Annotated in this window: 19 protein-coding genes; 11 read left to right on the top strand and 8 right to left on the bottom strand. The window is 70.3% G+C overall.

Translation table 11 applies throughout. The features are described 5' to 3' along the window. Nucleotides 1-148: 148 nt before the first annotated feature. The gene (locus tag IO33_RS0112555) at nt 149-1,819 is read left to right on the top strand and encodes a fumarate hydratase (RefSeq protein ID WP_031163787.1); all 1,671 of its coding nucleotides are present in this window, start codon (nt 149-151) and stop codon (nt 1,817-1,819) included. On the opposite strand, the gene IO33_RS0112560 is transcribed toward IO33_RS0112555, so the two are convergent. Both IO33_RS0112560 and IO33_RS0112565 read right to left on the bottom strand, forming a co-directional pair. Further along, nucleotides 1,788-2,021: a DUF397 domain-containing protein gene (locus tag IO33_RS0112560; protein ID WP_031163789.1), complete on the bottom strand. Its 234-nt coding sequence runs from the start codon at nt 2,019-2,021 to the stop codon at nt 1,788-1,790. The two genes, IO33_RS0112555 and IO33_RS0112560, sit on opposite strands and share 32 nt — an antisense overlap. Continuing rightward, nucleotides 2,014-2,814: a helix-turn-helix domain-containing protein gene (locus IO33_RS0112565; RefSeq protein ID WP_031163790.1), complete on the bottom strand. Its 801-nt coding sequence runs from the start codon at nt 2,812-2,814 to the stop codon at nt 2,014-2,016. The genes IO33_RS0112560 and IO33_RS0112565 overlap by 8 nt, the downstream gene beginning before the upstream one ends. An 86-nt stretch (nt 2,815-2,900) precedes the next feature. Between IO33_RS0112565 and IO33_RS0112570 the strand changes: the two genes are divergently transcribed. The 3 genes from IO33_RS0112570 to IO33_RS0112580 all read left to right on the top strand — a co-directional run bounded on the left by IO33_RS0112570 (nt 2,901) and on the right by IO33_RS0112580 (nt 7,443). Then, nucleotides 2,901-4,286: a class II fumarate hydratase gene (locus IO33_RS0112570; RefSeq protein ID WP_031163791.1), complete on the top strand. Its 1,386-nt coding sequence runs from the start codon at nt 2,901-2,903 to the stop codon at nt 4,284-4,286. A gap of 90 nt (nt 4,287-4,376) precedes the next feature. After that, nucleotides 4,377-5,066, top strand: a complete 690-nt coding sequence (gene fomD / locus IO33_RS0112575; RefSeq protein WP_031163792.1) for a cytidylyl-2-hydroxypropylphosphonate hydrolase — start codon at nt 4,377-4,379, stop codon at nt 5,064-5,066. A 268-nt stretch (nt 5,067-5,334) separates the two neighbouring features. Then, nucleotides 5,335-7,443: an ATP-binding SpoIIE family protein phosphatase gene (locus IO33_RS0112580; protein WP_390984984.1), complete on the top strand. Its 2,109-nt coding sequence runs from the start codon at nt 5,335-5,337 to the stop codon at nt 7,441-7,443. Nucleotides 7,444-7,502: 59 nt separating this feature from the next. On the opposite strand, the gene IO33_RS0112585 is transcribed toward IO33_RS0112580, so the two are convergent. Beyond that, nucleotides 7,503-9,839 (bottom strand): transglycosylase domain-containing protein, encoded by a 2,337-nt coding sequence (locus tag IO33_RS0112585; RefSeq protein WP_031163795.1) that lies wholly within the window; start codon nt 9,837-9,839, stop codon nt 7,503-7,505. 230 nt (nt 9,840-10,069) lie between these two features. On the opposite strand from IO33_RS0112585, the gene IO33_RS0112590 reads away from it, so the two are divergent. The 5 genes from IO33_RS0112590 to IO33_RS0112610 all read left to right on the top strand — a co-directional run bounded on the left by IO33_RS0112590 (nt 10,070) and on the right by IO33_RS0112610 (nt 14,882). Next, nucleotides 10,070-11,005 carry an SPFH domain-containing protein gene (locus tag IO33_RS0112590; protein ID WP_031163796.1) on the top strand — a complete coding sequence of 312 codons (936 nt, stop codon included), beginning with the start codon at nt 10,070-10,072 and terminating at the stop codon, nt 11,003-11,005. Then, a complete protein-coding gene (locus tag IO33_RS0112595; RefSeq protein WP_031163798.1) occupies nt 11,002-11,235 on the top strand; it encodes a type II toxin-antitoxin system antitoxin in 234 nt (77 codons plus the stop codon). The genes IO33_RS0112590 and IO33_RS0112595 overlap by 4 nt, the downstream gene beginning before the upstream one ends. Nucleotides 11,236-11,329: 94 nt before the next feature. Then, nucleotides 11,330-11,854: a PadR family transcriptional regulator gene (locus IO33_RS0112600; RefSeq protein ID WP_031163800.1), complete on the top strand. Its 525-nt coding sequence runs from the start codon at nt 11,330-11,332 to the stop codon at nt 11,852-11,854. Beyond that, nucleotides 11,851-12,546 (top strand): ABC transporter ATP-binding protein, encoded by a 696-nt coding sequence (locus tag IO33_RS0112605; protein ID WP_031163802.1) that lies wholly within the window; start codon nt 11,851-11,853, stop codon nt 12,544-12,546. Before IO33_RS0112600 ends, IO33_RS0112605 begins: the two co-directional genes overlap by 4 nt. Beyond that, nucleotides 12,543-14,882: an ABC transporter permease gene (locus tag IO33_RS0112610; protein ID WP_031163804.1), complete on the top strand. Its 2,340-nt coding sequence runs from the start codon at nt 12,543-12,545 to the stop codon at nt 14,880-14,882. Before IO33_RS0112605 ends, IO33_RS0112610 begins: the two co-directional genes overlap by 4 nt. Before the next feature lie 54 nt (nt 14,883-14,936). Here IO33_RS0112610 and IO33_RS0112615 read toward each other — a convergent pair whose 3' ends face one another. Then, the gene (locus tag IO33_RS0112615; protein WP_031163806.1) at nt 14,937-15,881 is read right to left on the bottom strand and encodes a LysR substrate-binding domain-containing protein; all 945 of its coding nucleotides are present in this window, start codon (nt 15,879-15,881) and stop codon (nt 14,937-14,939) included. Between the two features lie 133 nt (nt 15,882-16,014). Between IO33_RS0112615 and IO33_RS0112620 the strand changes: the two genes are divergently transcribed. Together IO33_RS0112620 and IO33_RS0112625 are read left to right on the top strand one after the other, a co-directional pair. Continuing rightward, complete coding sequence (locus IO33_RS0112620; protein ID WP_023547062.1) at nt 16,015-16,569, top strand: peroxiredoxin; 555 nt, start codon at nt 16,015-16,017, stop codon at nt 16,567-16,569. 3 nt (nt 16,570-16,572) lie between these two features. Then, nucleotides 16,573-17,106, top strand: coding sequence for an alkyl hydroperoxide reductase (locus IO33_RS0112625; RefSeq protein WP_031163807.1), 534 nt, complete (start codon nt 16,573-16,575; stop codon nt 17,104-17,106). A gap of 21 nt (nt 17,107-17,127) precedes the next feature. On the opposite strand, the gene IO33_RS0112630 is transcribed toward IO33_RS0112625, so the two are convergent. From IO33_RS0112630 to IO33_RS0112645, 4 genes are all read right to left on the bottom strand, one after another. Beyond that, a complete protein-coding gene (locus IO33_RS0112630) occupies nt 17,128-18,483 on the bottom strand; it encodes an AI-2E family transporter (RefSeq protein WP_031163809.1) in 1,356 nt (451 codons plus the stop codon). A gap of 160 nt (nt 18,484-18,643) precedes the next feature. Further along, nucleotides 18,644-19,345, bottom strand: a complete 702-nt coding sequence (locus IO33_RS0112635; RefSeq protein ID WP_031163811.1) for an aggregation-promoting factor C-terminal-like domain-containing protein — start codon at nt 19,343-19,345, stop codon at nt 18,644-18,646. A gap of 399 nt (nt 19,346-19,744) precedes the next feature. Then, nucleotides 19,745-21,070 carry an RNA 5'-3' helicase PhoH2 gene (gene phoH2 / locus IO33_RS0112640; protein WP_031163813.1) on the bottom strand — a complete coding sequence of 442 codons (1,326 nt, stop codon included), beginning with the start codon at nt 21,068-21,070 and terminating at the stop codon, nt 19,745-19,747. A 397-nt stretch (nt 21,071-21,467) separates the two neighbouring features. Beyond that, nucleotides 21,468-22,241, bottom strand: a complete 774-nt coding sequence (locus tag IO33_RS0112645; RefSeq protein WP_031163815.1) for an isoprenyl transferase — start codon at nt 22,239-22,241, stop codon at nt 21,468-21,470. Between the last annotated feature and the right edge of the window lie 597 nt (nt 22,242-22,838).

The following is a 22,838-nucleotide window of genomic DNA, read 5'->3' on the forward strand; positions in this document are numbered from 1 at the left end:
CGGGCGTGTCGCCACCGGGCCCCACTGAGCCCTACGTCACAAACACTGAGCCTCACCTCACAGGTTCCGTGTCGGTGGCAGGTTCTAGGCTGGTGAGGCCCGCCAGCGTCGGCGGGCGGCCGTCCGTCAGAGTGAGGAATGGGCTGAGATGCCTGAGTTCGCGTACACCGATCTGCTCCCCCAGGGCGAGGACACCACCCCCTACCGGCTGGTGACCTCGGAGGGCGTGTCCACCGTCGAGGGACCGGACGGACGGACGTTCCTCAAGGTGGAGCCGGAGGCGCTGCGCAAGCTGGCCGAGGAGGCCATCCACGACATCCAGCACTACCTGCGCCCGGCCCACCTCGCCCAGCTGCGCCGGATCATCGACGACCCGGAGGCGTCCGGCAACGACAAGTTCGTCGCCCTGGACCTGCTGAAGAACGCGAACATCGCGGCGGCGGGCGTGCTCCCGATGTGCCAGGACACCGGCACGGCGATCGTCATGGGCAAGCGCGGCCAGAACGTCCTCACCGAAGGCGCGGACGAGAAGCACCTGTCGCACGGCATCTACGACGCCTACACCAAGCTGAACCTGCGCTACTCGCAGATGGCTCCGCTCACCATGTGGGAGGAGAAGAACACCGGCTCCAACCTGCCGGCCCAGATCGAGGTGTACGCCACCGACGGCGGCGCCTACAAGTTCCTGTTCATGGCGAAGGGCGGCGGCTCGGCCAACAAGTCCTTCCTGTACCAGGAGACGAAGGCCGTCCTGAACGAGGCCTCCATGATGAAGTTCCTGGAGGAGAAGATCCGTTCGCTCGGTACGGCCGCCTGCCCGCCGTACCACCTGGCGATCGTCGTCGGCGGCACCAGCGCCGAGTACGCGCTGAAGACCGCGAAGTACGCCTCCGCGCACTACCTGGACGAGATCCCGGCCGAGGGCTCGCCGCTCGGCCACGGCTTCCGGGACAAGGAGCTGGAGGAGAAGGTCTTCGAGCTGACCCAGAAGATCGGCATCGGCGCGCAGTTCGGCGGCAAGTACTTCTGCCACGACGTACGGGTCGTCCGCCTGCCCCGGCACGGCGCGTCCTGCCCGGTGGCCATCGCCGTCTCCTGCTCGGCGGACCGCCAGGCCGTCGCGAAGATCACGGCCGAGGGCGTCTTCCTGGAGCAGCTGGAGACCGACCCGGCGCGCTTCCTGCCGGAGACCACGGACGAGCACCTCGACGAGTCGTCCGACGTGGTCAGGATCGACCTCAACCAGCCGATGGACACGATCCTCGCCGAGCTGACCAAGTACCCGGTCAAGACCCGCCTCTCCCTCACCGGCCCGCTGGTCGTGGCCCGTGACATCGCGCACGCGAAGATCAAGGAGCGGCTGGACGCGGGCGAGGAGATGCCGCAGTACCTGAAGGACCACCCGGTGTACTACGCCGGCCCCGCGAAGACCCCCGAGGGTTACGCCTCCGGTTCCTTCGGCCCGACGACGGCCGGCCGCATGGACTCCTACGTGGAGCAGTTCCAGGCGGCGGGCGGCTCCAAGGTGATGCTGGCCAAGGGCAACCGGTCGAAGCAGGTAACCGACGCGTGCGACGCGCACGGCGGCTTCTACCTCGGTTCCATCGGCGGCCCCGCCGCCCGCCTCGCCCAGGACTGCATCAAGAAGGTCGAGGTCCTGGAGTACGAGGAGCTCGGCATGGAGGCGGTCTGGAAGATCGAGGTCGAGGACTTCCCGGCGTTCATCGTCGTGGACGACAAGGGCAACGACTTCTTCCAGGACCCGGCCCCCCAGCCGACGTTCACGTCTATTCCGGTGCGCGGTCCCGGGCTGGCGTGACGACCCAGGTCGCGAACGACGACCAGGCCGACCGGCCGAAGACGACGGCCGGACCGTGCGGGACCTTCGAGTCCCGCACGGGGAGGCCGTGGGGGTGGTGGTCGAGGACTTCGAGGCAGCTGCCCTCGTCGCCGCCGCTGTGGGACGACTTGCGCCAACCCTTCAGCACAGAGGCGTCCGGGACTATGCGCTGCTCAGTCATAATGGCCGTATTCCTTCGCGATCGACCGCATCAGAGCAAGTGACTCCGTCTGCGGCAGGGCGTCCCCCAGCACGAGAGCGTAGGTCGCCTGGAAGCGTTCGACCAGGGCCGGTTCGTCGTGCACCGCGCCGGTGTGCAGGGCTTCGACGTAAGCCACGGGAGGCTGGTCCTCGAACCACATCAGCGAGAGCATGCTCACCATGAGGGGATGCCCGCCGAGGCCGAGCGGCACTACGTGCACCCGGATCCGCTCAGCCTCCACCAGCCGCACGAGGTAGCTGATCTGATGGGCCATCACCGCTGCGCCGCCCACCGGTCGCCGGAGCACGGCCTCGTCGATCAGGGCCCAGACCACTGGGTTGACGGGGTCGTTGAGGATCCGCGCCCGGTCGAGCCGCGTGGCAACGGCCTTGGCCCGCTCCTCTTTGCCCAGCGGCGGGAACGCCCCGTCCCGCAGCACCGCATCGGCGTACGCCTCCGTCTGGAGGATGCCGGGCACGAACGACAGGGCGAACTCCCGGATCACCGATGCCTGTTGCTCCAGCGCCAGCGCCGCTTCGAAATGCGCCACCACCGGCCTGCGGTCATGACCCGGCCGGAACTTGATCAGCGCCCCCCTCGTGTTGAGCACCTGGTCCAGGCGCCGTGCGTCCTCCTTCGACGGCACCCTTCGCCCCGCCTCGATGTGCGCGATGTGCGTGCGCGACATGATCGCCGCCTCCGCCAGCTGTTCCTGCGTCATCCCCGCCGCCTCCCGCTGCTGCCGGAGCCAGTCCCCGTATGCCGTCCCCATGAGGCGCCCCTTCGCAGTCGGCGATCGTTCGCTCACTCAGCGTAACGCCCGGGAACAACTCCGCGTGCCCGATCGCTATAACTCCCATGAGCGACTACCGCATCGAGCACGACTCCATGGGCGAGGTCCGCGTCCCCGCCACCGCCAAGTGGCGCGCGCAGACCCAGCGCGCCGTCGAGAACTTCCCCATCTCGGGTCAGCGTCTCGAACGCGCCCACATCGAGGCCCTCGCCCACATCAAGGGTGCCGCCGCCAAGGTGAACGCGGAGCTCGGTGTGGTCGACAAGGAGGTCGCCGAGGCCATCCAGGAGGCCGCGGCCGAGGTCGCCCGGGGACAGTGGGACGAGCACTTCCCCGTCGACGTGTTCCAGACCGGCTCCGGGACCTCGTCCAACATGAACACCAACGAGGTCATCGCGACCCTGGCGAGCGAGCGGCTGGGCCGGGACGTGCACCCCAACGACCACGTCAACGCCTCGCAGTCGTCCAACGACGTCTTCCCGTCCTCCCTCCACATCGCCGCCACCGCCGCCGTCACCCAGGACCTGATCCCGGCCCTGGAGCACCTCGCCGCCTCCCTGACCCGCAAGTCCGAGGAGTTCGCCGACGTCGTCAAGTCCGGGCGGACCCATCTGATGGACGCCACACCCGTGACCCTCGGCCAGGAGTTCGGCGGATACGCCGCCCAGATCCGTTACGGCGTCGAGCGGCTGCGGGCCTCCCTGCCCCGGCTCGCCGAGCTGCCACTGGGCGGGACCGCCGTCGGCACCGGGATCAACACCCCGCCCGGGTTCTCCGCCGCCGTCATCCAGGAGGTCGCCCGGGCCACCGGGCTGCCGCTGACCGAGGCCCGCGACCACTTCGAGGCGCAGGGCGCCCGGGACGGGATCGTGGAGACCAGCGGGCAGCTGCGGACCATCGCGGTCGGGCTGACGAAGATCGCCAACGATCTGCGCTGGATGGCGTCGGGGCCGCGGACCGGGCTCGCGGAGATCCGGCTGCCCGACCTCCAGCCGGGCTCGTCCATCATGCCGGGGAAGGTCAACCCGGTGGTGCCCGAAGCCGTGTTGATGGTCGCCGCGCAGGTCGTCGGCAACGACGCCACCATCGCCACCGCCGGCGCCGCGGGCAACTTCGAGCTGAACGTCATGCTGCCGGTCATCGCCAAGAACGTGCTCGAATCCGTCCGGCTGCTCGCCAACGTCTCGCGGCTGCTGGCCGACCGGACGATCGACGGCATCACCGCCGACCGGGAGCGGACCCGCGAGTATGCCGAGTCGTCCCCGTCCGTGGTCACCCCGCTCAACAAGTACATCGGGTACGAGGAGGCCGCGAAGGTCGCCAAGAAGTCCCTCGCCGAGCGGAAGACGATCCGCGAGGTGGTGCTGGAGAGCGGGTACGTCGACCGCGGTGAGCTGACCCTGGAACAGCTCGACGAGGCGCTGGACGTCCTGCGGATGACCCACCCCTGACCTCGGCCCGGCCTTTTCCGGCCACGGCCCCCGCCCGGAACCGTGACGTGCGCCGCAGCGTCGTATGCCTACGGCACCTAATATCTCTCCATGACGGACGACGGAGCGATGACACGCGTGGACGCGGAACCTGCGACCTACTGGAACCCCGGGGACCAGATCCTGTGGCGGTACCGGGAGAACGCCGGTGAGCACTTCCACATCGCCCGGCCCGTCACCGTCGTACGCGACGACGCCGAACTGCTCGCCGTGTGGCTGGCCCCCGGCACCGACTGCATGAAACCCGCCCTGGCCGACGGCACGCCCGTGCACCAGGAGCCGCTGGAGTCCCGCTACACCAAGCCTCGCACGGTGCAGCGGGACCGCTGGTTCGGCACCGGTGTGCTGAAGCTGGCCCAGCCGGGCCGGCCCTGGTCGGTGTGGCTGTTCTGGGACCCGGGCTGGCGGTTCAAGAACTGGTACGTCAACCTTGAGCAGCCCCTGGCCCGTTGGGCGGGCGGGGTGGACTCCGTGGACTACTTCCTGGACATCTCCGTCCACCCCGACCGCAGCTGGCACTGGCGCGACGAGGACGAGTTCGCGCAGGCCCAGCGGGACGGGCTGATGGACGCGGCCACCGCCGAACGGGTCCGGGCGGCCGGGCGGGACGCGGTCGAGGCGATCGAGGCGTGGGGACCGCCGTTCCCGGACGGCTGGCAGCACTGGCGCCCGGATCCGTCCTGGCCGGTACCTTCTCTCCCCGAGGACTGGGACCGTACGCCCGCGCACGTGTCCTCATGAGACCCTTGATGCGCCCCCGGGCAAGAAACGTAGGATCGTCCTCCGCAAGGGCGCACATAAGCAACTCCGGGAGCATGGACCCGGCTTGACCGATCGTCACCGAGGGGCGGCAGGACGTGAGCGAGGGGTACGACGGCGTGACCACCGCGATCGGTGGCGGCACAGGAACCACCTCTGAGCACGCGGGAATTCTGTTCCTGGGGCACGTATTGCGGGTATCGGGACTTCTGCGGGAGCAACTGCGCGCCCGGCGCGCAGTGCCGTACGGATGGATGCGACACGCGTGACGGAGCAGCCCACCTCCTTCGAGCGCCCCCAGGGCGCCGACCCCGCGGAGGCCCGCGGGGCGCTCCGGCGTGCCCCGAAGCAGCTCGGCGGGTCCGCCGCCTTACCGGTCCAGGCCCGGACGGACGGCACGCCCCCGGGCCCGGGGACGACCACGCCCTGCGGCAAGGGGAACAAGGGGAAGGAGCCCCCAGTCAACGGCCCCGAGCACTCCCAGCCCGCCACCACCGAGCCCGGCGCGCACCGCCCGCGCCCCGCGCCGGAGGCCATTCCGCCGCAGCCCGGCACCGAGCAGGAGCGGACGTCGGGCGGCCAGGAGCGCCGTAGCGGACGCGGTCTGCCGCCGGGCCGGCCGATGCCGATGCGGCGCGACGGGGACCGGCTGAGGTTCGTGGGCGCGGCCACCCGGCGGATCGCCCGCGGCCTCGATCTGGACGAGATCGTGATGGGCCTGTGCCGGGCGACGGTGCCGACGTTCTCGGACGCGATCCTGGTCTACCTGCGCGACCCGCTGCCGGTCGGCGACGAGCGGCCCACCGGTCCGGTGGTGCTGCGGCTGCGCCGTACCGACCGGGTCCCGGAGGAGCGGGACACCGACGGTGTGCTGCTGCCGCCCGCCTTCGAGCCGGAGCCGGAGCCGGAGCCGAGCGCGCTGGCCGAGCTGTCCGCGCTCACCACCGAGCTGTGCGAGGTGCGCCCCGGCGGCGCGCTGAACGAGGTGCTGCGCGGGGTGCGCCCGGTGTTCGCCGACGCGCCCGCCGCCCGGGCCGCGCTGCCCGAGCTGCTCGGCGAGGGCGGTGAGGCGGTCGTACCGTCCGGGCAGCACGCGATCCTCGCGCCGCTGCGCGGCCGGCGCCGGGTGATCGGCGCGGCCCTGTTCCTGCGCCGCCCGGAGCGGCTGCCGTTCGAGGCCGACGACCTGCTGGTGGCGGCCCAGCTGGCCACGCACAGCGCGCTCGGCATCGACAAGGCGGTGCTGTACGGCCGGGAGGCGTACATCGCCGACGAGCTGCAGCGCACCATGCTGCCCGAGACGCTGCCCCGGCCCACGGGTGTGCGGCTGGCGTCCCGGTACCTGCCGGCCGCGGAGACCGCGCGGGTGGGCGGCGACTGGTACGACGCGATCCCGTTGCCCGGCAGCCGGGTCGCGCTGGTCGTCGGTGATGTCATGGGGCACTCCATGACCTCGGCGGCGATCATGGGTCAGCTGCGCACGACGGCGCAGACCCTGGCCGGGCTCGACCTGCCGCCGCAGGAGGTGCTGCACCACCTGGACGAGCAGGCGCAGCGGCTGGGCACCGACCGGATGGCGACCTGTCTGTACGCCGTCTACGACCCGGTCACGCACCGCATCACGATCGCCAACGCCGGTCATCCGCCGCCCGTGCTGCTGCACCTGGGCGGCCGGGCCGAGGTGCTGCGGGTGCCGCCGGGCGCGCCGATCGGCGTCGGAGGGGTCGACTTCGAGGCCGTCGAGCTGGACGCGCCCGCCGGGGCCACGCTGCTCCTGTACACCGACGGGCTGGTGGAGTCCCGGCTGCGGGACGTGTGGACCGGTATAGAGCAGCTGCGGGAACGGCTCGCCGCGACCGCCCAGTTGACCGGCCCCGACCATCCGCCGCCGCTGGAAGCCCTGTGCGACGAGGTGCTGGACATGCTCGGGCCGGGCGACCGGGACGACGACATCGCGCTGCTCGCGGCCCGCTTCGACGGGATCGCGCCCAGCGATGTCGCGTACTGGCGGCTGGAGCCGGAGGACTCCGCGCCGGGGCAGGCCCGCCGGCTGGCCCGGCACGCGCTCGCGCGCTGGGACCTGGAGGAGCTGACGGACTCGGTGGAGCTGCTGGTCAGCGAGGTCGTGACGAACGCCGTACGGTACGCGTCGCGGCCGGTGACGCTGCGGCTGCTGCGCACGGACGTGCTGCGCTGCGAGGTCGGCGACGATGTGCCGCAGCTGCCGCGGCTGCGGCAGGCCCGGGCCACGGACGAGGGCGGGCGCGGTCTGTACCTGGTCAACAAGCTGGCGCGGCGCTGGGGTGCGACCCGGCTGAGCACGGGCAAGGTGGTCTGGTTCGAGCTGAACCGGGGCTGAGGGCCCCGGACATGAGGGAGGGGCGCCCGGCTGATGCCGGGCGCCCCTCGCCTGTGCCCCTACTGTTTGCCGGGGTCGAGCGGGTCCTCCGGGGTGATGTCGTCCGTGGGTTCACTCGGGGACGGCGACGACGAGTGAGTCGGGGACGGCGACGACGAGTGACTCGGCGAGGGTGACGACGAGCTCCGGCTCGGGGACGGCGACGACGAGTGACTCGGGGACGGCGACGACGAGCTGCGGCTGGGGGACGGCGACGACGAGTGACTCGGCGCCGGCGACGACGGTGGCGGTGCGACGGCCGCGCCCTGCGTGGTGTTCAGGTCGAACTTGGCCCGTTCCGTCACGCCGAAGGTGTACGCGGCCCAGATCTGCGCCGGGAAGCCGCCGCCGTTGACGCGGCCGGGACCGCCGGTGGAGTCGAGCAGGCCGGCCGCACCCGTCAGGGAGACATGGGCTTTGCTCTTCGGGTCCTCGCCGAACAGACCGACGGAGGTGACCAGGTCGGGCGTGTAGCCGGTGAACCAGGCGGACCTGTCCTCGTCGGAGGTACCGGTCTTGCCCGCCACCTGCTGGCCGTCGCGCAGCGGGTTGTCGGCCACGCGCTTGGCCGTACCGTCGTCGACCACGCCGGTGAGCACGGAGGTCACCGTGTCGGCGGCGGTCCGTGCGATCACCGAGCCGCCGATCGGGTCCGGCATCTTCACCGTACGTCCCTGCCGCTCCGCGGACTTGACGATGGTCGGGGTCACCTTCTCGCCGTGGTTGGCGAAGGTGGCGTAGATGCCGGCCATCTCCAGCGGGCTGGCGCCCATGGAGCCCAGTGTCTGGGCGGGCACGGGCTCCATGCCCTTGGTGTCCATGCCGAGCTGCTTGGCCGTCTCCATCACCTTGGCCATCCCGACGTCCATGCCCATCTGCGCGAAGACGGAGTTGACGGAGTTGTTCATCGCCTGCTGGACGGTGATCGGGCCGTAGTCCTTGTGGTCCTCGTTCGGCGGGCCGAAGTCGACCTTGCTGCCGTGGTCGATGACCTGGCGGCCGCTGGTGCCGTCGTAGACCGTGTTGGCCGTGATGGGATCGCCGTCCTGCGTGGTCGCACTGTTCTGGAGCGCGGCGGCCAGGATGACCGGCTTGAACGTCGAGGCCGGCTGGTAGTCCTTGCGGGTGGCGTTGTTGTAGTAGTGCTTGTAGTAGTCCTGGCCGCCGTAGAGCGCGACGATCTTGCCGGTCTTGGGGTCGACCGAGACGGCGCCGGGCTGGACGGCGCCGTCGACCTTGCGCTTCTTCTTGTCGAGCTCGCCGGTGAGCTGGCTCTTGACGGCCTTCTCCAGCGCGGCCTGCTTCTTGCGGTCGATGTTGAGGGTGATGGTCCAGCCCTTGCCGACGACCGCGTTCTCCGCCTCGGACTGGGTCAGGCCCTGCTCGGCCATGAGCTGCTGTTCGAGCTGCTGGTTGGCGAGCGCGACCAGGTAGCCCTTCTGCCCGCCGAGGCCGGCGGCGGCCTTGGGCTCCTTGATCTTGGGGAAGTGCATGGCGTCGCGCTGGGGCTTGGACAGCCAGCCCTCGTCGACCATGTTGTTCAGGACGTAGTTCCAGCGCGCCGTCACCAGCCGCTTGCCGGTGTCCGTGGCGACGGCCCAGTCGTACTGGCTGGGTGCCTGGAGCAGCGCGGCGAGATAGGCGCCCTGCGCGACGTCGAGTTTCTCGGCGTCGGTGTGGAAGTACGCCTGGGCCGCGGCCTGGATGCCGTAGGCGTTGCGGCCGTAGTAGCTGGTGTTGATGTAGCCCGCGAGGATGTCGTCCTTCTTCTTCTCGCGGTCCACCTTCAGCGAGATGACCAGTTCCTTCAGCTTGCGCGTGACGGTCTGGTCCTGGTTGAGGTAGTAGTTCTTGACGTACTGCTGGGTGATCGTCGAGCCACCCTGCTTGCCCTTGCCGGAGACCGTGTTGAGCAGGGCGCGGGCGGTGCCTTTGAAGTCGACGCCGGCGTCGTGGTAGAAGCTCTTGTTCTCCGCGGCGACGAAGGTCAGCTGGACCTTGCGCGGCACCTTCGAGAGGTCGACGATCTCACGGTTGACCTTGCCGTCACGGGTGAGGACGGTCCGCCCGTCGCTGAACTTGTAGACGTTGCTCTGCTGTTGGGCGGCGATGTTGGCCGCCGGGACGTCCACGTACAGGTAGAGCCCGATGAAGGCCGCGATGATCAGCAGGCAGAAGCCGAAGAAGGTGCCCAGGATCTTCTTCCAGGTGAAGAGCCGGCGTATGAGGCTCTTCTTGGCGGCTGTGCCGCCGGCCCCGGAGCCGGCTGCCCCCGTCTCGGGCGTGGAGCGGCGGCGCTGGGGCGCCGCGCGGCGGCCACCGCGCTGTCGCGCTCGTCTCTCTTCCGCTCGTCCCATGGGTCCCTACGCTCGCTTCCGTCTCGGGGTCAGCTCCGAAAGCTAACACTCACCTATATGACAAAGGGCGTCTGATCCGTTCTTTTACGGACGTGAGAATCAGCACCTGCCCCCTGGGAACCGACGACTCTGGAAGTCACGGGGTTGCTTCCACCGCTAAAAGTGATATCACTTAGCTAGAAGCACGCTAGGGCCTGCCGCGCCAGGCCTCATGAGAAACGGGGACCACCATGTCCGCACTTGACCCGGCCGCCACCGCCGACGTACCCGAGATGCCCGCGCCACGGGTGCGGGAGTTCGCCGCCCACAGCATCGGCGGCGGGCTCGCCCTGCTGCTCGGCCTGCTCGGGCTCGGCGCCACCGTCGCGCTGCTCGCCACCGCCTCGGCCGTCTCCGCCGCCGGCCCCAAGGCCGGGCTCATCGTCGGCGGGATCGTGGTCTTCCTCGCCGCGATCATCTCGCTGCGCGGGCTGAACACCGTCTCGCCCGGTGAGGCCCGGGTCGTCCAGCTCTTCGGCCGCTACCGGGGCACGATCCGGCAGGACGGCCTGCGCTGGGTCAACCCCTTCACCTCGCGGACCCGGATCTCCACCCGGGTACGCAACCACGAGACGGCCGTCCTGAAGGTCAACGACGCCTACGGCAACCCGATCGAGCTGGCCGCGGTCGTGGTCTGGAAGGTCCAGGACACCGCGCAGGCCACCTTCGAGGTGGACGACTTCACCGAGTTCGTGGCCACGCAGACCGAGACGGCCGTACGGCACATCGCGATCGAGTACCCCTACGACGCCCATGACGAGGACGGTCTGTCGCTGCGCGGCAACGCCGAAGAGATCACCGAGAAGCTGGCCGTCGAGCTGCAGGCGCGGGTGGAGGCGGCCGGCGTGCAGGTCGTCGAGTCGCGGTTCACGCATCTCGCCTACGCTCCCGAGATCGCCTCGGCGATGCTCCAGCGGCAGCAGGCGGGCGCGGTCGTGGCCGCGCGGCGCCAGATCGTGGACGGCGCGGTCGGCATGGTCGAGGCGGCGCTCGGCCGGATCGCCGAGGCGGACATCGTGGCACTGGACGAGGAGCGCAAGGCGGCGATGGTGTCCAACCTGATGGTGGTGCTGTGCGGCGACCGCGCCCCGCAGCCGGTCCTCAACACCGGGACGCTCTACCAGTGACGGATCCTTCGGAGGCTCCGAAGCGACGGCCGCAGCAGCGCAAGCAGGTGCTGCTGCGGCTGGATCCGTCGGTGTACGAGGCGCTGGCCCGCTGGGCCGGTGACGAACTGCGGTCGGCCAACGCGCAGATCGAGTTCCTCCTCAGGAAGGCACTGGCCGAGGCGGGCCGGCTGCCGAAGGAGACGGGACCGCTGCCGCGCAGGGGAAGGCCGCCCGTGTCCGAACCGTGACAATGGCCCCCCACCTGCACCGCCGCACACCCCGCCACGATCATCACACTCCGTGTATACATCCGGCGTATACACCGTGTGTAGAGTGCTCTGCATGTCCATCGGTCACACCCTCCTAGGGCTCCTGGAGTCCGGCCCGTGCCACGGCTACGACCTCAAGCGGGCCTTCGACGACAAGTTCGGTCACGACCGGCCGCTGCACTACGGCCAGGTCTACTCCACGATGTCCCGGCTGCTGAAGCACGGCCTCGTGGAAGTCGACGGGATCGAGGCGGGCGGCGGCCCCGAGCGCAAGCGGTACGCGATCACCGACGCGGGCATCACCGACGTCGAACGCTGGCTCGGCACCCCGGAGAAGCCGGAGGAGTACCTGCAGTCGACCCTGTACACCAAGGTCGTCCTCGCCCTCCTCACCCACCGCGACGCCTCCGTCATCCTCGACACCCAGCGCGCCGAGCACCTGCGCAGCATGCGGATCCTCACCGACCGCAAGCGCAAGGGCGACCTCGCGGACCAGCTGATCTGCGACCACGCACTGTTCCACCTGGAGGCCGATCTGCGCTGGCTGGAACTGACCGCCGCGCGCCTGGACAAGCTCCGTGCGGCGGTGACCGCGTGACCAGCGTCCCTCCCCCCGGCTCCCTGCTCGCCGCCGAGAACCTGCACAAGGTCTACGGCCCCACGGTCGCGCTCGACGGCGCCGAGTTCTCCATCCACCCCGGCGAGGTCGTCGCCGTGATGGGCCCCTCCGGCTCCGGCAAGTCGACGCTGCTGCACTGCCTCGCCGGCATCGTGCCGCCCGACTCCGGGACCATCACCTACAACGGCCGTGAACTGACCGGCATGAGCGACACCGAGCGCAGCGCGCTGCGCCGCAGCGAGTTCGGGTTCGTCTTCCAGTTCGGGCAGCTCGTCCCGGAGCTGACCTGCGTGGAGAACGTGGCGCTGCCGCTCCGGCTGAACGGCACCTCCCGCAGGCAGGCCGAGCGGGCCGCGCTCGGCTGGATGGAACGGCTGGAGGTGGACGACCTCAGGGACAAGCGGCCCGGTGAGGTCTCCGGCGGCCAGGGGCAGCGGGTCGCGGTGGCGCGGTCGCTGGTCACCGGGCCCCGGGTGGTGTTCGCCGACGAGCCGACCGGCGCGCTCGACTCCCTCAACGGCGAGCGGGTGATGGAGCTGCTGACCGACGCGGCCCGCTCCACCAACGCGGCCGTCGTCCTGGTCACGCACGAGGCCCGGGTGGCCGCCTACTCCGACCGCGAGATCGTCGTGCGCGACGGCAAGTCCCGCGACATGGAGCGCGCCGTATGAACGTGCGGCAGTGGTCCAGGGATCTGGGCATGGGGGTCCGGTTCGCCTTCACCGGCGGGCGCGAGGGCTGGATCCGGGTGCTGCTGACGGCGGTCGGTGTGGGGCTGGGCGTGGCGCTGCTGCTGCTGACGACCGCGTTCCCGACCGCGCTCGCGGTACGGGACCAGCGCAACGACGCCCGCCAGGACTACACCTACGGCCCGAACCGGCCGAAGGCCGCGAACACCCTGGTGATCTCCGACGAGGACACGACCTACCACGGCAGCGATGTCCGTGGCCGGCTGGTGGAACCGGAGGGGCCGCGGGCACCGCTCGCACCGGGCCTGTCGAAGTATCCGGCCCCGGGCGAGATGGTCGTCTCCCCCGCGCTGAAGGACCTCCTCGACTCCGATGCCGGCAAGCTGCTGCGTGAGCGGCTGCCGTACCGGATCGCCGGGACGATCGGCGAGCCCGGGCTCATCGGTTCGCACGACCTCGCCTACTACGCCGGGGCGAAGAACCTGGCACAGCACCTCGACGGCTGGCGGACGGCCCGGATCACCCGCTTCGGGTCGCCGCAGGTGACCCCGCCCGACAAGACGGACCCGGTCCTGCTCCTGTTGGTCCTGGTCGTCTTCGTGGTGTTGCTGACGCCGGTCGCGGTGTTCATCGCCACGGCCGTACGGTTCGGCGGCGAGCGGCGCGACCGCAGGCTGGCCGCGCTGCGGCTGGTGGGTTCCGACAGCCGGATGACCCGGCGGATCGCGGCGGGCGAGGCGCTCGCCGGCTCGCTGGTCGGACTCGTCTTCGGCACCGTGTTCTTCCTGCTCGGCCGGCAGCTCGCGGGCTCGGTCGAGATCGTGGGCATCAGCGTGTTCCCCAGCTACCTCGACCCCTCCCCGGCGCTGGCCGCCCTGGTCGCGGTCGCTGTTCCGGCGGCCGCGGTGCTGGTCACGCTGTTCGCGCTGCGCGGGGTGGTCATCGAGCCGCTGGGCGTGGTCCGTACGGCCAGGCCCAGGCGCCGCCGGCTGTGGTGGCGGCTGCTGCTGCCACTGGGCGGACTGGCCTGCCTCACGCCGATGATCGGGAACGGCCACACCAGCGACTTCAACGAGTACCTGGTGGTCGGCGGCGTCCTGCTGCTGCTCATCGGCCTGACCGCGCTGCTGCCGTGGGCCGTCGAGGCGGTGGTGGCCCGACTGGGGCGCGGCGGAGTTGCCTGGCAACTGGCGGTGCGGCGACTGCAGTTGAGCAGCGGGTCGGCGGCCCGCATGGTGAACGGCATCGCGGTCGCGGTGGCCGGGGCGATCGCGCTGCAGATGCTGTTCGCCGGCGTCCAGGGCGACTTCACCAAAGCCACCGGGCAGGACACCGACCGCGTGCAGATGCAGGTCAACCTGTCGCGGGGGCTCCCCTTCACCCAGGCCGCCGAGAAGTTCGCCGCGACCGAGGGCGTACGGAGGGCGGTCGCGCTGGGCAGCACCGAGCTCGGCGACCGGCGCTTCCGTTCCGGCCGGGGGCCGGAGAACTCCGTAGGCCTCACCGTCGGCACCTGCGCCGCGCTGCGCGAGGTGGCCGACCTGCCGAGCTGCCGCGACGGGGACGTCTTCGCGGCGACCGGCGGGGACCGGGACGCCGACGTGGCGAAGCTCGCCCGTCCGGGCCGCACCCTGCACGCCAACACCAGCGACGGCCTGCGCGACGGCCACGATGTCGTGTGGACCGTACCGGGCGGGCTGAAGCGGGCCCGCGCGATCACCAGCCCGAACGGGATCAAGGAGAGCGGCGTGCTGATGACTCCGGCCGCCGTGTCCGCCCGGATGGGCAGCGCGCTGACCGGGGCGATGTACCTCTCGCTCGACGAGTCGGTGCCGGACGTGCACGAGTACGTCCGCAACACGGCGGCGCGGATCGACCCCTTCGCGGACGCGATGGTGTACGCGGCCAACGACCGGTCGGCGCAGTTCTCCTCCATCCGCACCGCCACGTTCGCCGGCGCCGTCTGTGTGCTGGCGCTGATCGGTGTGAGCCTGCTGGTCTCCCAGCTGGAGCAGTTGCGCGAGCGCAGGAAACTGCTGTCGGCGCTGGTCGCCTTCGGCACCCGGCGGCGCACCCTGGGGATGTCGGTGCTCTGGCAGACGGCGATCCCGATCACGCTCGGCCTGCTGCTCGCCCTGACCATGGGGCTGACGCTGGGCACGGTGCTGCTGAAGATGGTGAAAACGACGGTGTCCGTGGACTGGCCGAGCGTGCTGTCGATGACCGGCGCCGGCGCGGCGGTGGTCCTCACGGTCACCGTACTGAGCCTGCCTCCGCTGGTCCGGCTGATGCGGCCGGAAGGGCTGCGCACGGAGTAGGCGGCGTCGCCGCCACTCCAGGAGTGCGGGGCGCTGGTCAAGGCGCGCGCGGCGCTAGTCCAGCACCCGCACCGGCAGCGGACGCAGCGCCTCGCGGAGGGCGGAGGCCAGTTCCTCGTACTCCGCGGAGCGCGCCGCGCCGGCCCGCATGGCGAAGGCGACGCGGCGGCTGGGTGCCGGCTCGGCGAAGTAGCCGGTGAGCAGCTGGCTGCTCCGGGTGGTCTCCAGCTTCAGCGCCGTACGCGGCAGCAGTGTGCAGCCGAGGCCGCCGGCCACCAGCTGGACCAGCGTGGACAGTCCGGCGGCCGTCGTGGTGACCGGGGCGTCCGCGCGGCCGGCCTCCCGGCAGATGTCGAGGGCCTGGTCGCGCAGGCAGTGGCCCTCGTCCAGGAGCAGCAGGTTGAGCTCCTTCAGCGCCTCGCGCGGGATGCCCTCGCGGCCGCCGAGCCAGTGGTCGAGCGGGGTGACGAGCACGAAGTCCTCGTCGAACAGGGGGAGTTCGACGACTCCGGGCACGCCGAGCGGGACCGCCAGCAACAGCAGGTCGAGGCGGCCGGAGTTGAGGCCCTCGATGAGGCTGGCGGTCTGCTCCTCGTGCACCTGGAGGTCGAGGTGCGGGTAACGCTCGTGGACGAGCCGCAGTACGGCCGGCAGCAGATACGGTGCCACGGTCGGGATCACCCCGAGGCGCAGGACGCCGGTGAACGGCGCACGGACCGCCTCGGCCTCCTCCAGCAGCGCGCCGACCGCGTCCAGTACCGCCTTCGCGCGCACGGCGAGACGTTCACCGGCGGGCGAGAGCAGCACCTTGCGCGTCGTACGCTCAAGGAGGGTCACCCCGAGGGTCTCCTCCAGTGCCGAGACCGCGCCGGACAGGGCGGGCTGGCTCATCCCGATGGCGGCTGCCGCGTCCCTGAAGTGCAGGTGCTCGGCGACGGCGGCGAAGGCCCGCAGCTGTGCGAGGCTCGGCTGCCTTCGCTTGCCGTTACTCGTGGTCACTGATAACCACCTCCGATCAACCTGACCGAGTGTAGCTATTTCCCTAATCAATGCACCCTGTGCCAACATCGACAACGTCCAACCCATGGGAAAGATCCTCAAAAGGGGTCTTTCTTCGCTGCAAGGAGAGCATGTGCTCACTGTCGGTGACAAGTTCCCCGAGTTCGAACTGACCGCCTGCGTCTCGCTGGAGAAGGGCAAGGAGTTCGAGCAGATCCACCACAAGTCCTACGAGGGCAAGTGGCTGGTCGTGTTCGCATGGCCGAAGGACTTCACCTTCGTCTGCCCGACCGAGATCGCCGCGTTCGGGAAGCTGAACGACGAGTTCGCCGACCGCGACGCCCAGATCCTCGGCTTCTCCGGTGACTCCGAGTTCGTCCACCACGCCTGGCGCAAGGACCACCCGGACCTGACCGACCTGCCGTTCCCGATGATGGCCGACTCCAAGCACGAGCTGATGCGCGACCTGGGCATCGAGGGCGAGGACGGCTTCGCGCAGCGCGCCGTCTTCGTCGTCGACCCGAACCGCGAGATCCAGTTCACGATGGTGACCGCCGGTTCCGTGGGCCGTAACCCCAAGGAGGTCCTGCGGGTCCTGGACGCCCTGCAGACCGACGAGCTGTGCCCGTGCAACTGGAGCAAGGGCGAGGACACCCTGGACCCGGTCGCGCTGCTGGCTGGTGAGTGACCCATGTCGCTCGACTCGCTGAAGTCCCGCGTCCCGGACTACGCCAAGGACCTGAAGCTCAACCTGGGCTCGGTCATCGGCAACTCCGACCTGCCCGCGCAGCAGCTGTGGGGCACGGTGCTGGCGACCGCCATCGCCTCCCGTTCCCCGATCGTGCTGCGTGAGCTGGAGCCGGAGGCGAAGGCGAACCTCTCGCCGGAGGCGTACACGGCCGCGAAGTCGGCCGCCGCGATCATGGCGATGAACAACGTCTTCTACCGGACGCGCCACCTGCTGTCGGACCACGAGTACGGCACGCTGCGCGCGGGTCTGCGGATGAACGTCATCGGCAACCCCGGTGTGGAGAAGGTGGACTTCGAGCTGTGGTCGTTCGCGGTGTCCGCGATCAACGGCTGCGGCCTGTGCCTGGACTCGCACGAGCAGGTGCTGCGCAAGGCCGGCGTGGAGCGCGAGGTGATCCAGGAGGCGTTCAAGATCGCGTCCGTGGTTCAGGCCGTCGGCGTGACGCTTGAGACCGAGGCCGTCCTGGCCGAGTAGGCCGTTCCGCGAGGACCCCGCTCACCCTTGGTGGGCGGGGTCTTCCGCGTTCTCACCGGTGCTCGCCGGGGCGGGTTCGTCCGCGAGCGCGGCGGCCTTCTGGGCCTGGAGCTCCACCGAGTACTGCCGCAGATACCCGACCACCGTGTTCGTCACCGCCACCAGCGGTACGGCCACCACCGCGCCGCCGATGCCGGCCACCATGCCGCCGGCCGCGACCGTGAGGACGACCGCCAGCGGGTGGACGCGGACCGCGCGGCCGAGGATGAAGGGCTGCAGGACGTGACCCTCGATCTGCTGCACCGCGAGGACGACGACCAGGGTCATGACGGCCGTGAAGACACCCTGGGTCACCAGCGCCACGATCACCGCGAGCGCGCCGGAGGCGACCGCGCCGACCAGCGGGATGAAGGAGAACAGGAAGATGAAGACGGCCAGCGGGACGGCCATCGGCACGTTCAGGAAGTAGATGCCGATACCGATGAAGATGGCGTCGATCAGGGCGACCAGGACCGTGCCGCGCACATAGGCGGTCAGGGTGCGCCAGGCGCGCGGGCCGGCACCGGCCACGCCCGGGCGCGCGGCGGTCGGCACCAGCCTCAGGAACCACTCCCAGATGCGCTTGCCGTCGTAGAGCAGGAACAGCGTCGAGAAGAACACCAGCAGGATGCCGGTGAGGGTCTCGATGATGACCTGAACGCCCTCCAGGCCCGCGGACGTTATCTGGTCGGCGTTGGCGCCGATCGCCTCGCGGAGGTTCTTCGCGATCTGGTTGATCTGCTTGTCGGTGACGTGGAAGGGGCTCTTCAGCAGCCAGTCGCGCAGGTCGTCGATGCCGGACTGGATCTGGTTGGAGAGCGTGTCGATGTTCTCCATGACCTGCCAGGTCACGAACCAGCCCATGAGCCCTATGACGACGAACCCGCTGATCGCGGTGAGCGCGGTGGCCGGGCCGCGCGGCACCCCGCGGCGGGTGAGCCGGGCGACCGTCGGCTGCAGCAGCGCGGTCACGAGCAGCGCGATGACGAAGGCGAACACCACCAGCTGGACGGCGCTGATGACCCGCATCAGGACCCAGACCGTGCCCGCGAGGACCAGCAGCCGCCAGCCCGCCTCGGCCGCCACCCGTACGCCCCAGGGCACGGCCTCGGCGGGATCGGGGCGGGGGCCGGCCGGGGGCGCGGGCCGGTGGACGGGGGGTGCGGCGGCGGCAGCCGCGGCAGCTGTGGCGGGGTCGGCGGCGCCGGATTCGGGCGCGGTGTCCTCGGCGGCTGTGCTCTGCTCGCGCTCGACCTCCGCACGGCGCTGGTCCAGGCGCTCGCTCATCTCCGTGAGACGGGCACCGACCCGGCCGAGCCACCGTGGCACTCGCGACATGATCCGTCCTCTTCCCCCGCGTCCCCGCGTGCTCGCCACCTCTCCTCCCCCTGGAGGCATTCGGGTACGACCGTACAGGGCGAAAGCCCCTCCCCTGAGGACGGGGAGGGGCTGCGCGTGGTCGAGCGGGCCGGGCTGGTCCCCCAGGGGACCGGCAGGCCTAGTACCAGTGGTTGGCCGCCCAGAACGACCAGGCCTGGCAGGGGCTGCCGTAGCGGCTGTTCATGTAGTTGAGGCCCCACTTGATCTGGGTGGCCGGGTTGGTCTGCCAGTCGGCACCGGCCGAGGCGTACTTGCCGGCGGGCAGAGCCTGGAAGAGACCGTAGGCGCCGGAGGAGGCGTTGGTCGCGTGGTAGTTCCAGCTGGACTCGTGGTCCACGATGTTGCTGAAGCACTGGAACTGGTCGCCGGCCACCATCTGACGCGCCATCGCCTGGATCTGCGCGACCGTGTAGCTGGTCTGGACCGGGAAGCTGGAGGAGTCGCGCGCGGCGGAGCGGGTGGCCGCCTGCTTCTTGGCCTCGGCGCGCGCCTTGGCCTCCTTGGCCGCCTGCTCGGCCGCGGCCTTCTTCGCGATGGCGGTCTCGGCGGCTGCCTTGCGGGCCGCCTCCTCGGCATCCTTCTTGGCACTCGCGTCCGCGGCGATGGCCTGTGCGTCGGCCTGCTGCGTCAGGGACGCGGACTGCACCTGGGCCTGCTGGCCCGCGGGTATGTCGGCGAGGAGCGTGGTGTCGGCTGCCGTCGCCTCAGCGTCGTTGTTGTTCTGCGCGACGCTGCCCGAGGCAACTCCGACGACGCTTCCGACGGCGGTGACCGCGGTGGCCGAGGCCACTGCGAATCCCCGGACCGAGATCCGGCTCACACGGTTTCCTTCCAGCATCGCCCGCTTCGGTGACCCTGGCGGACGCAATCGTGCCCCTGACACTGGCCTCCCAACTGCGGGGTCACGGGAGGCGCGGGCCCGGTGGGCAACTCCCCTGGAGGGAGCGCCGCGTGGTGCGCGGGCGGCATACGACGAACGTTATGGAGTTGGTGGTGCTTCTGTGGCGCTGTACCGCTGGGGGTACGGCTGTGTCGTATGCGGGGCCTGACAGGAACGAGACTCTGCCGTAACCGGACGCCGGGTGGCAATTCTGTGTTGCGTGGGAAACGTCACATGCCGTTTGACCCCAGGGATTTCAGGAAAGCTCCCCACACCAAGGCGCCGCCCGGCTAGGCTCTTGCCCTTTGCCGGACGGCGCCAACCGCTTTGCCCAGTGGGTCAGATATGACCGTCTTCGAGCATTTCGGTCACAAGCGCGGCAATCTGCGACCTCTCGGACCGGGTCAGCGTGACGTGCGCGAAGAGCGGGTGTCCCTTCAGCTTCTCCACGACGGCGACCACACCGTCGTAGCGACCGACGCGCAGATTGTCCCGCTGTGCCACGTCATGGGTGAGAACCACCCGTGAGTTCGCGCCGATGCGGGACAGAACGGTGAGCAGGACGTTCCGCTCCAGCGACTGCGCCTCGTCCACGATCACGAACGCGTCGTGCAGTGAACGGCCGCGGATGTGGGTGAGCGGGAGCACCTCCAGCATCCCGCGCGCGGTGACCTCCTCGATGACCTCGCGGCTGGTCACCGCCGAGAGCGTGTCGAAGACGGCCTGCGCCCACGGGCTCATCTTCTCCGCCTCGGAGCCCGGCAGATAGCCCAGCTCCTGCCCGCCGACCGCGTACAGCGGCCGGAAGACCATCACCTTCTGGTGCTGACGGCGCTCCAGGACCGCCTCCAGGCCCGCGCACAGCGCCAGCGCCGACTTGCCGGTGCCGGCCCGGCCGCCCATCGAGACGATGCCGACATCCGGGTCGAGCAGCAGGTCGAGCGCGATGCGCTGCTCGGCGCTGCGGCCCTTGATGCCGAACGCCTCCCGGTCGCCGCGCACCAGCCGGACGTTGCCCTCGGCGGTGATGCGGCCGAGCGCCTTGCCGCGCTCGGACTGGATGGTCAGGCCGGTGTGCACGGGGAGGTCGGAGGCCTCCGGCACATACACATGGCCTTCCTCGAAGAGGATGTCCACCTGCTCGCCGGACAGCGTCAGTTCGGACATACCGGTCCAGCCGGAGTTCTCCGTGATGGCGAGTTCGGCCCGGTACTCCTCGGCGAGCAGCCCGACGGAGGACGCCTTGATCCGCAGCGGCAGGTCCTTCGACACGACCGTGACGTCGTACCCCTCGGCCTGCAGGTTGCGGGCCACCGCGAGGATGCGGGAGTCGTTGTCCCCGAGGCGGTAGCCGGTGGGCAGCACGCTGGGGTCCGAGTGGTTGAGCTCGACACGGACGGTCCCGCCCAGCTCCCCGATCGGGATGGGGGCGTCGAGGCGACCGTTCTTCACCCGGTAGTCGTCCAGCAGGCGCAGCGCCTGGCGGGCGAAGTAGCCGAGTTCCGGATGGTGCCGCTTGGCCTCCAGTTCCGTGACCACCACGATGGGGAGCACGACCTCGTGCTCGTCGAAGCGGGTCAGGGCGTTCGGGTCGGCCAGCAGGACGCTGGTGTCGAGAACATAGGTGCGCCGGTCTGGCTTGTGGCGCTTTGCGCTGGTCACCACGGAAGGACGTACCCCCTCGGATGAGGTCGGGGAGCGACGGAGTGGAAGCTGGGCCGGGAGAAGGGGAGATTCCCGGCCCGGGAGGGCGGGAAAATCCAGGCCGGTCGACGGCCCGTGCGCGTGGCGGGCCGTGAACCGGCCCTCCGCGGCTGCTTCCGTGCAGTGACCGCACGGTCGGGCTGGTGCAAAGGGCCTCCCGGGCGGACGGCCCCGTGCCGCCCGCTGAGATCCGACACCCGTGGTTCGGGTGTCGACCTGTTTGGCTTATGCCCTCGAACATGCACCGCCATGCAAAAGCGGCCACCGGCGTGCCGGTGAACTCCTTGTTACATCCGCCCGAACCGGGGTAAGCGGAACGCCCCGCCGGCGTCGGGGCCGGCGGGGCGTTCGATGCGTCTCAGCCGCCGTAACGGCGGTGACGTGCGGCGTAGTCGCGCAGCGCGCGCAGGAAGTCGACCTTGCGGAAGGCCGGCCAGAAGACCTCGCAGAAGTAGTACTCGGAGTGCGCGGTCTGCCACAGCATGAATCCGGACAACCGCTGTTCGCCGCTGGTGCGGATGACGAGGTCCGGATCGGGCTGGGCGCCGGTGTAGAGGTGACGGCCGATCATGTCGACGTCGACGGACTCGGCCAGGTCCTCCATCGTCACGCCCTTGTCCTGGGCGTCGAGCAGCATGGAGCGCACGGCGTCGGCGATCTCCTGCCGGCCGCCGTAGCCGATGGCCACGTTGACGACTATGCCGTCGACGTGGGCGGTCCTCTCCTGGGCTTCCTTCAGGGTGCGCTGCATCCCGGCCGGCAGCAGGTCCATCGTGCCGACGTGGTGCACGCGCCAGCGGCCGTCGGCGGCGAGCGTGCGGACGACGTCCTCGATGATGCCGAGCAGCGGGACGAGTTCGTCCTGGGGCCGGTCGAAGTTGTCCGTGGACAGCAGCCACAGGGTGACGACCTCGACGTCGGTCTCGGTGCACCAGCCGAGGAACTCCTCGATCTTTTCCGCGCCGGCCCGGTGGCCGTGGACGGTGGTGGAGCCGGACGCCTTCGCCCAGCGGCGGTTGCCGTCCATGATGACGCCGATGTGCTTGGGCACCTGAGCGTGGTCCAGGTGGCCCTCGACCCGGCGTGCGTAGAGCCTGACGAGCAGGCTGCGCAGGTTGTCGCGCAGGTTCACGTGGCCCTCCGGGGGTTGGCGGCGGGGTGTCGACGGGGGGAGGTGCTGAGCCTACCCCCGCCGCAGGCCTGGTTCGGGCCCGGGGTTTGGGGATCGAGGTCGAAAGGCGGGCGGTGCCGCCGTCGGATGCGGCCGCGCGGGGGCTGATCGCGCCCACGCGGCGGAGCCGCACACCGAGCGCGGACCCGTGCCCCTTCTAGGACGCCGGACCGGCGCCGGGAGGTTCCCGAAGCCGGCGCCGGGAATCGCGCCGGCGCCCGGAAAGAAAAAACGGGCCGGTCCGTGGGGGGGAGACGGACCGGCCCGAGGGGGGGTTTCCACCATAACCCTTCGTAAGGGATCGTGGGTGCATCGGCGTGACACAACTACTCTCCGGAATCATCCGGCGACGCCCCGGTGGGCGCGGAATGCTGCGTTCGGGGGTGTTTCATGGCCGGTTCACAGCGGATTCCCAGGGAGAACCAGCCGGATACAAAGCCATTCGGAGGGTATCCGGCGGTTTTGCGCCAACTTGGGGACATGGTGGCGATTTGATTTCGGGTCCCCCCGACGGGCTACCCCGTCAGCGAATGCCGACTTGACGGTTCCACTACGGGA

It is taken from the genome of Streptomyces durhamensis (assembly GCF_000725475.1).
GTDB classification, from domain to species: Bacteria; Actinomycetota; Actinomycetes; order Streptomycetales; family Streptomycetaceae; genus Streptomyces; species Streptomyces filipinensis.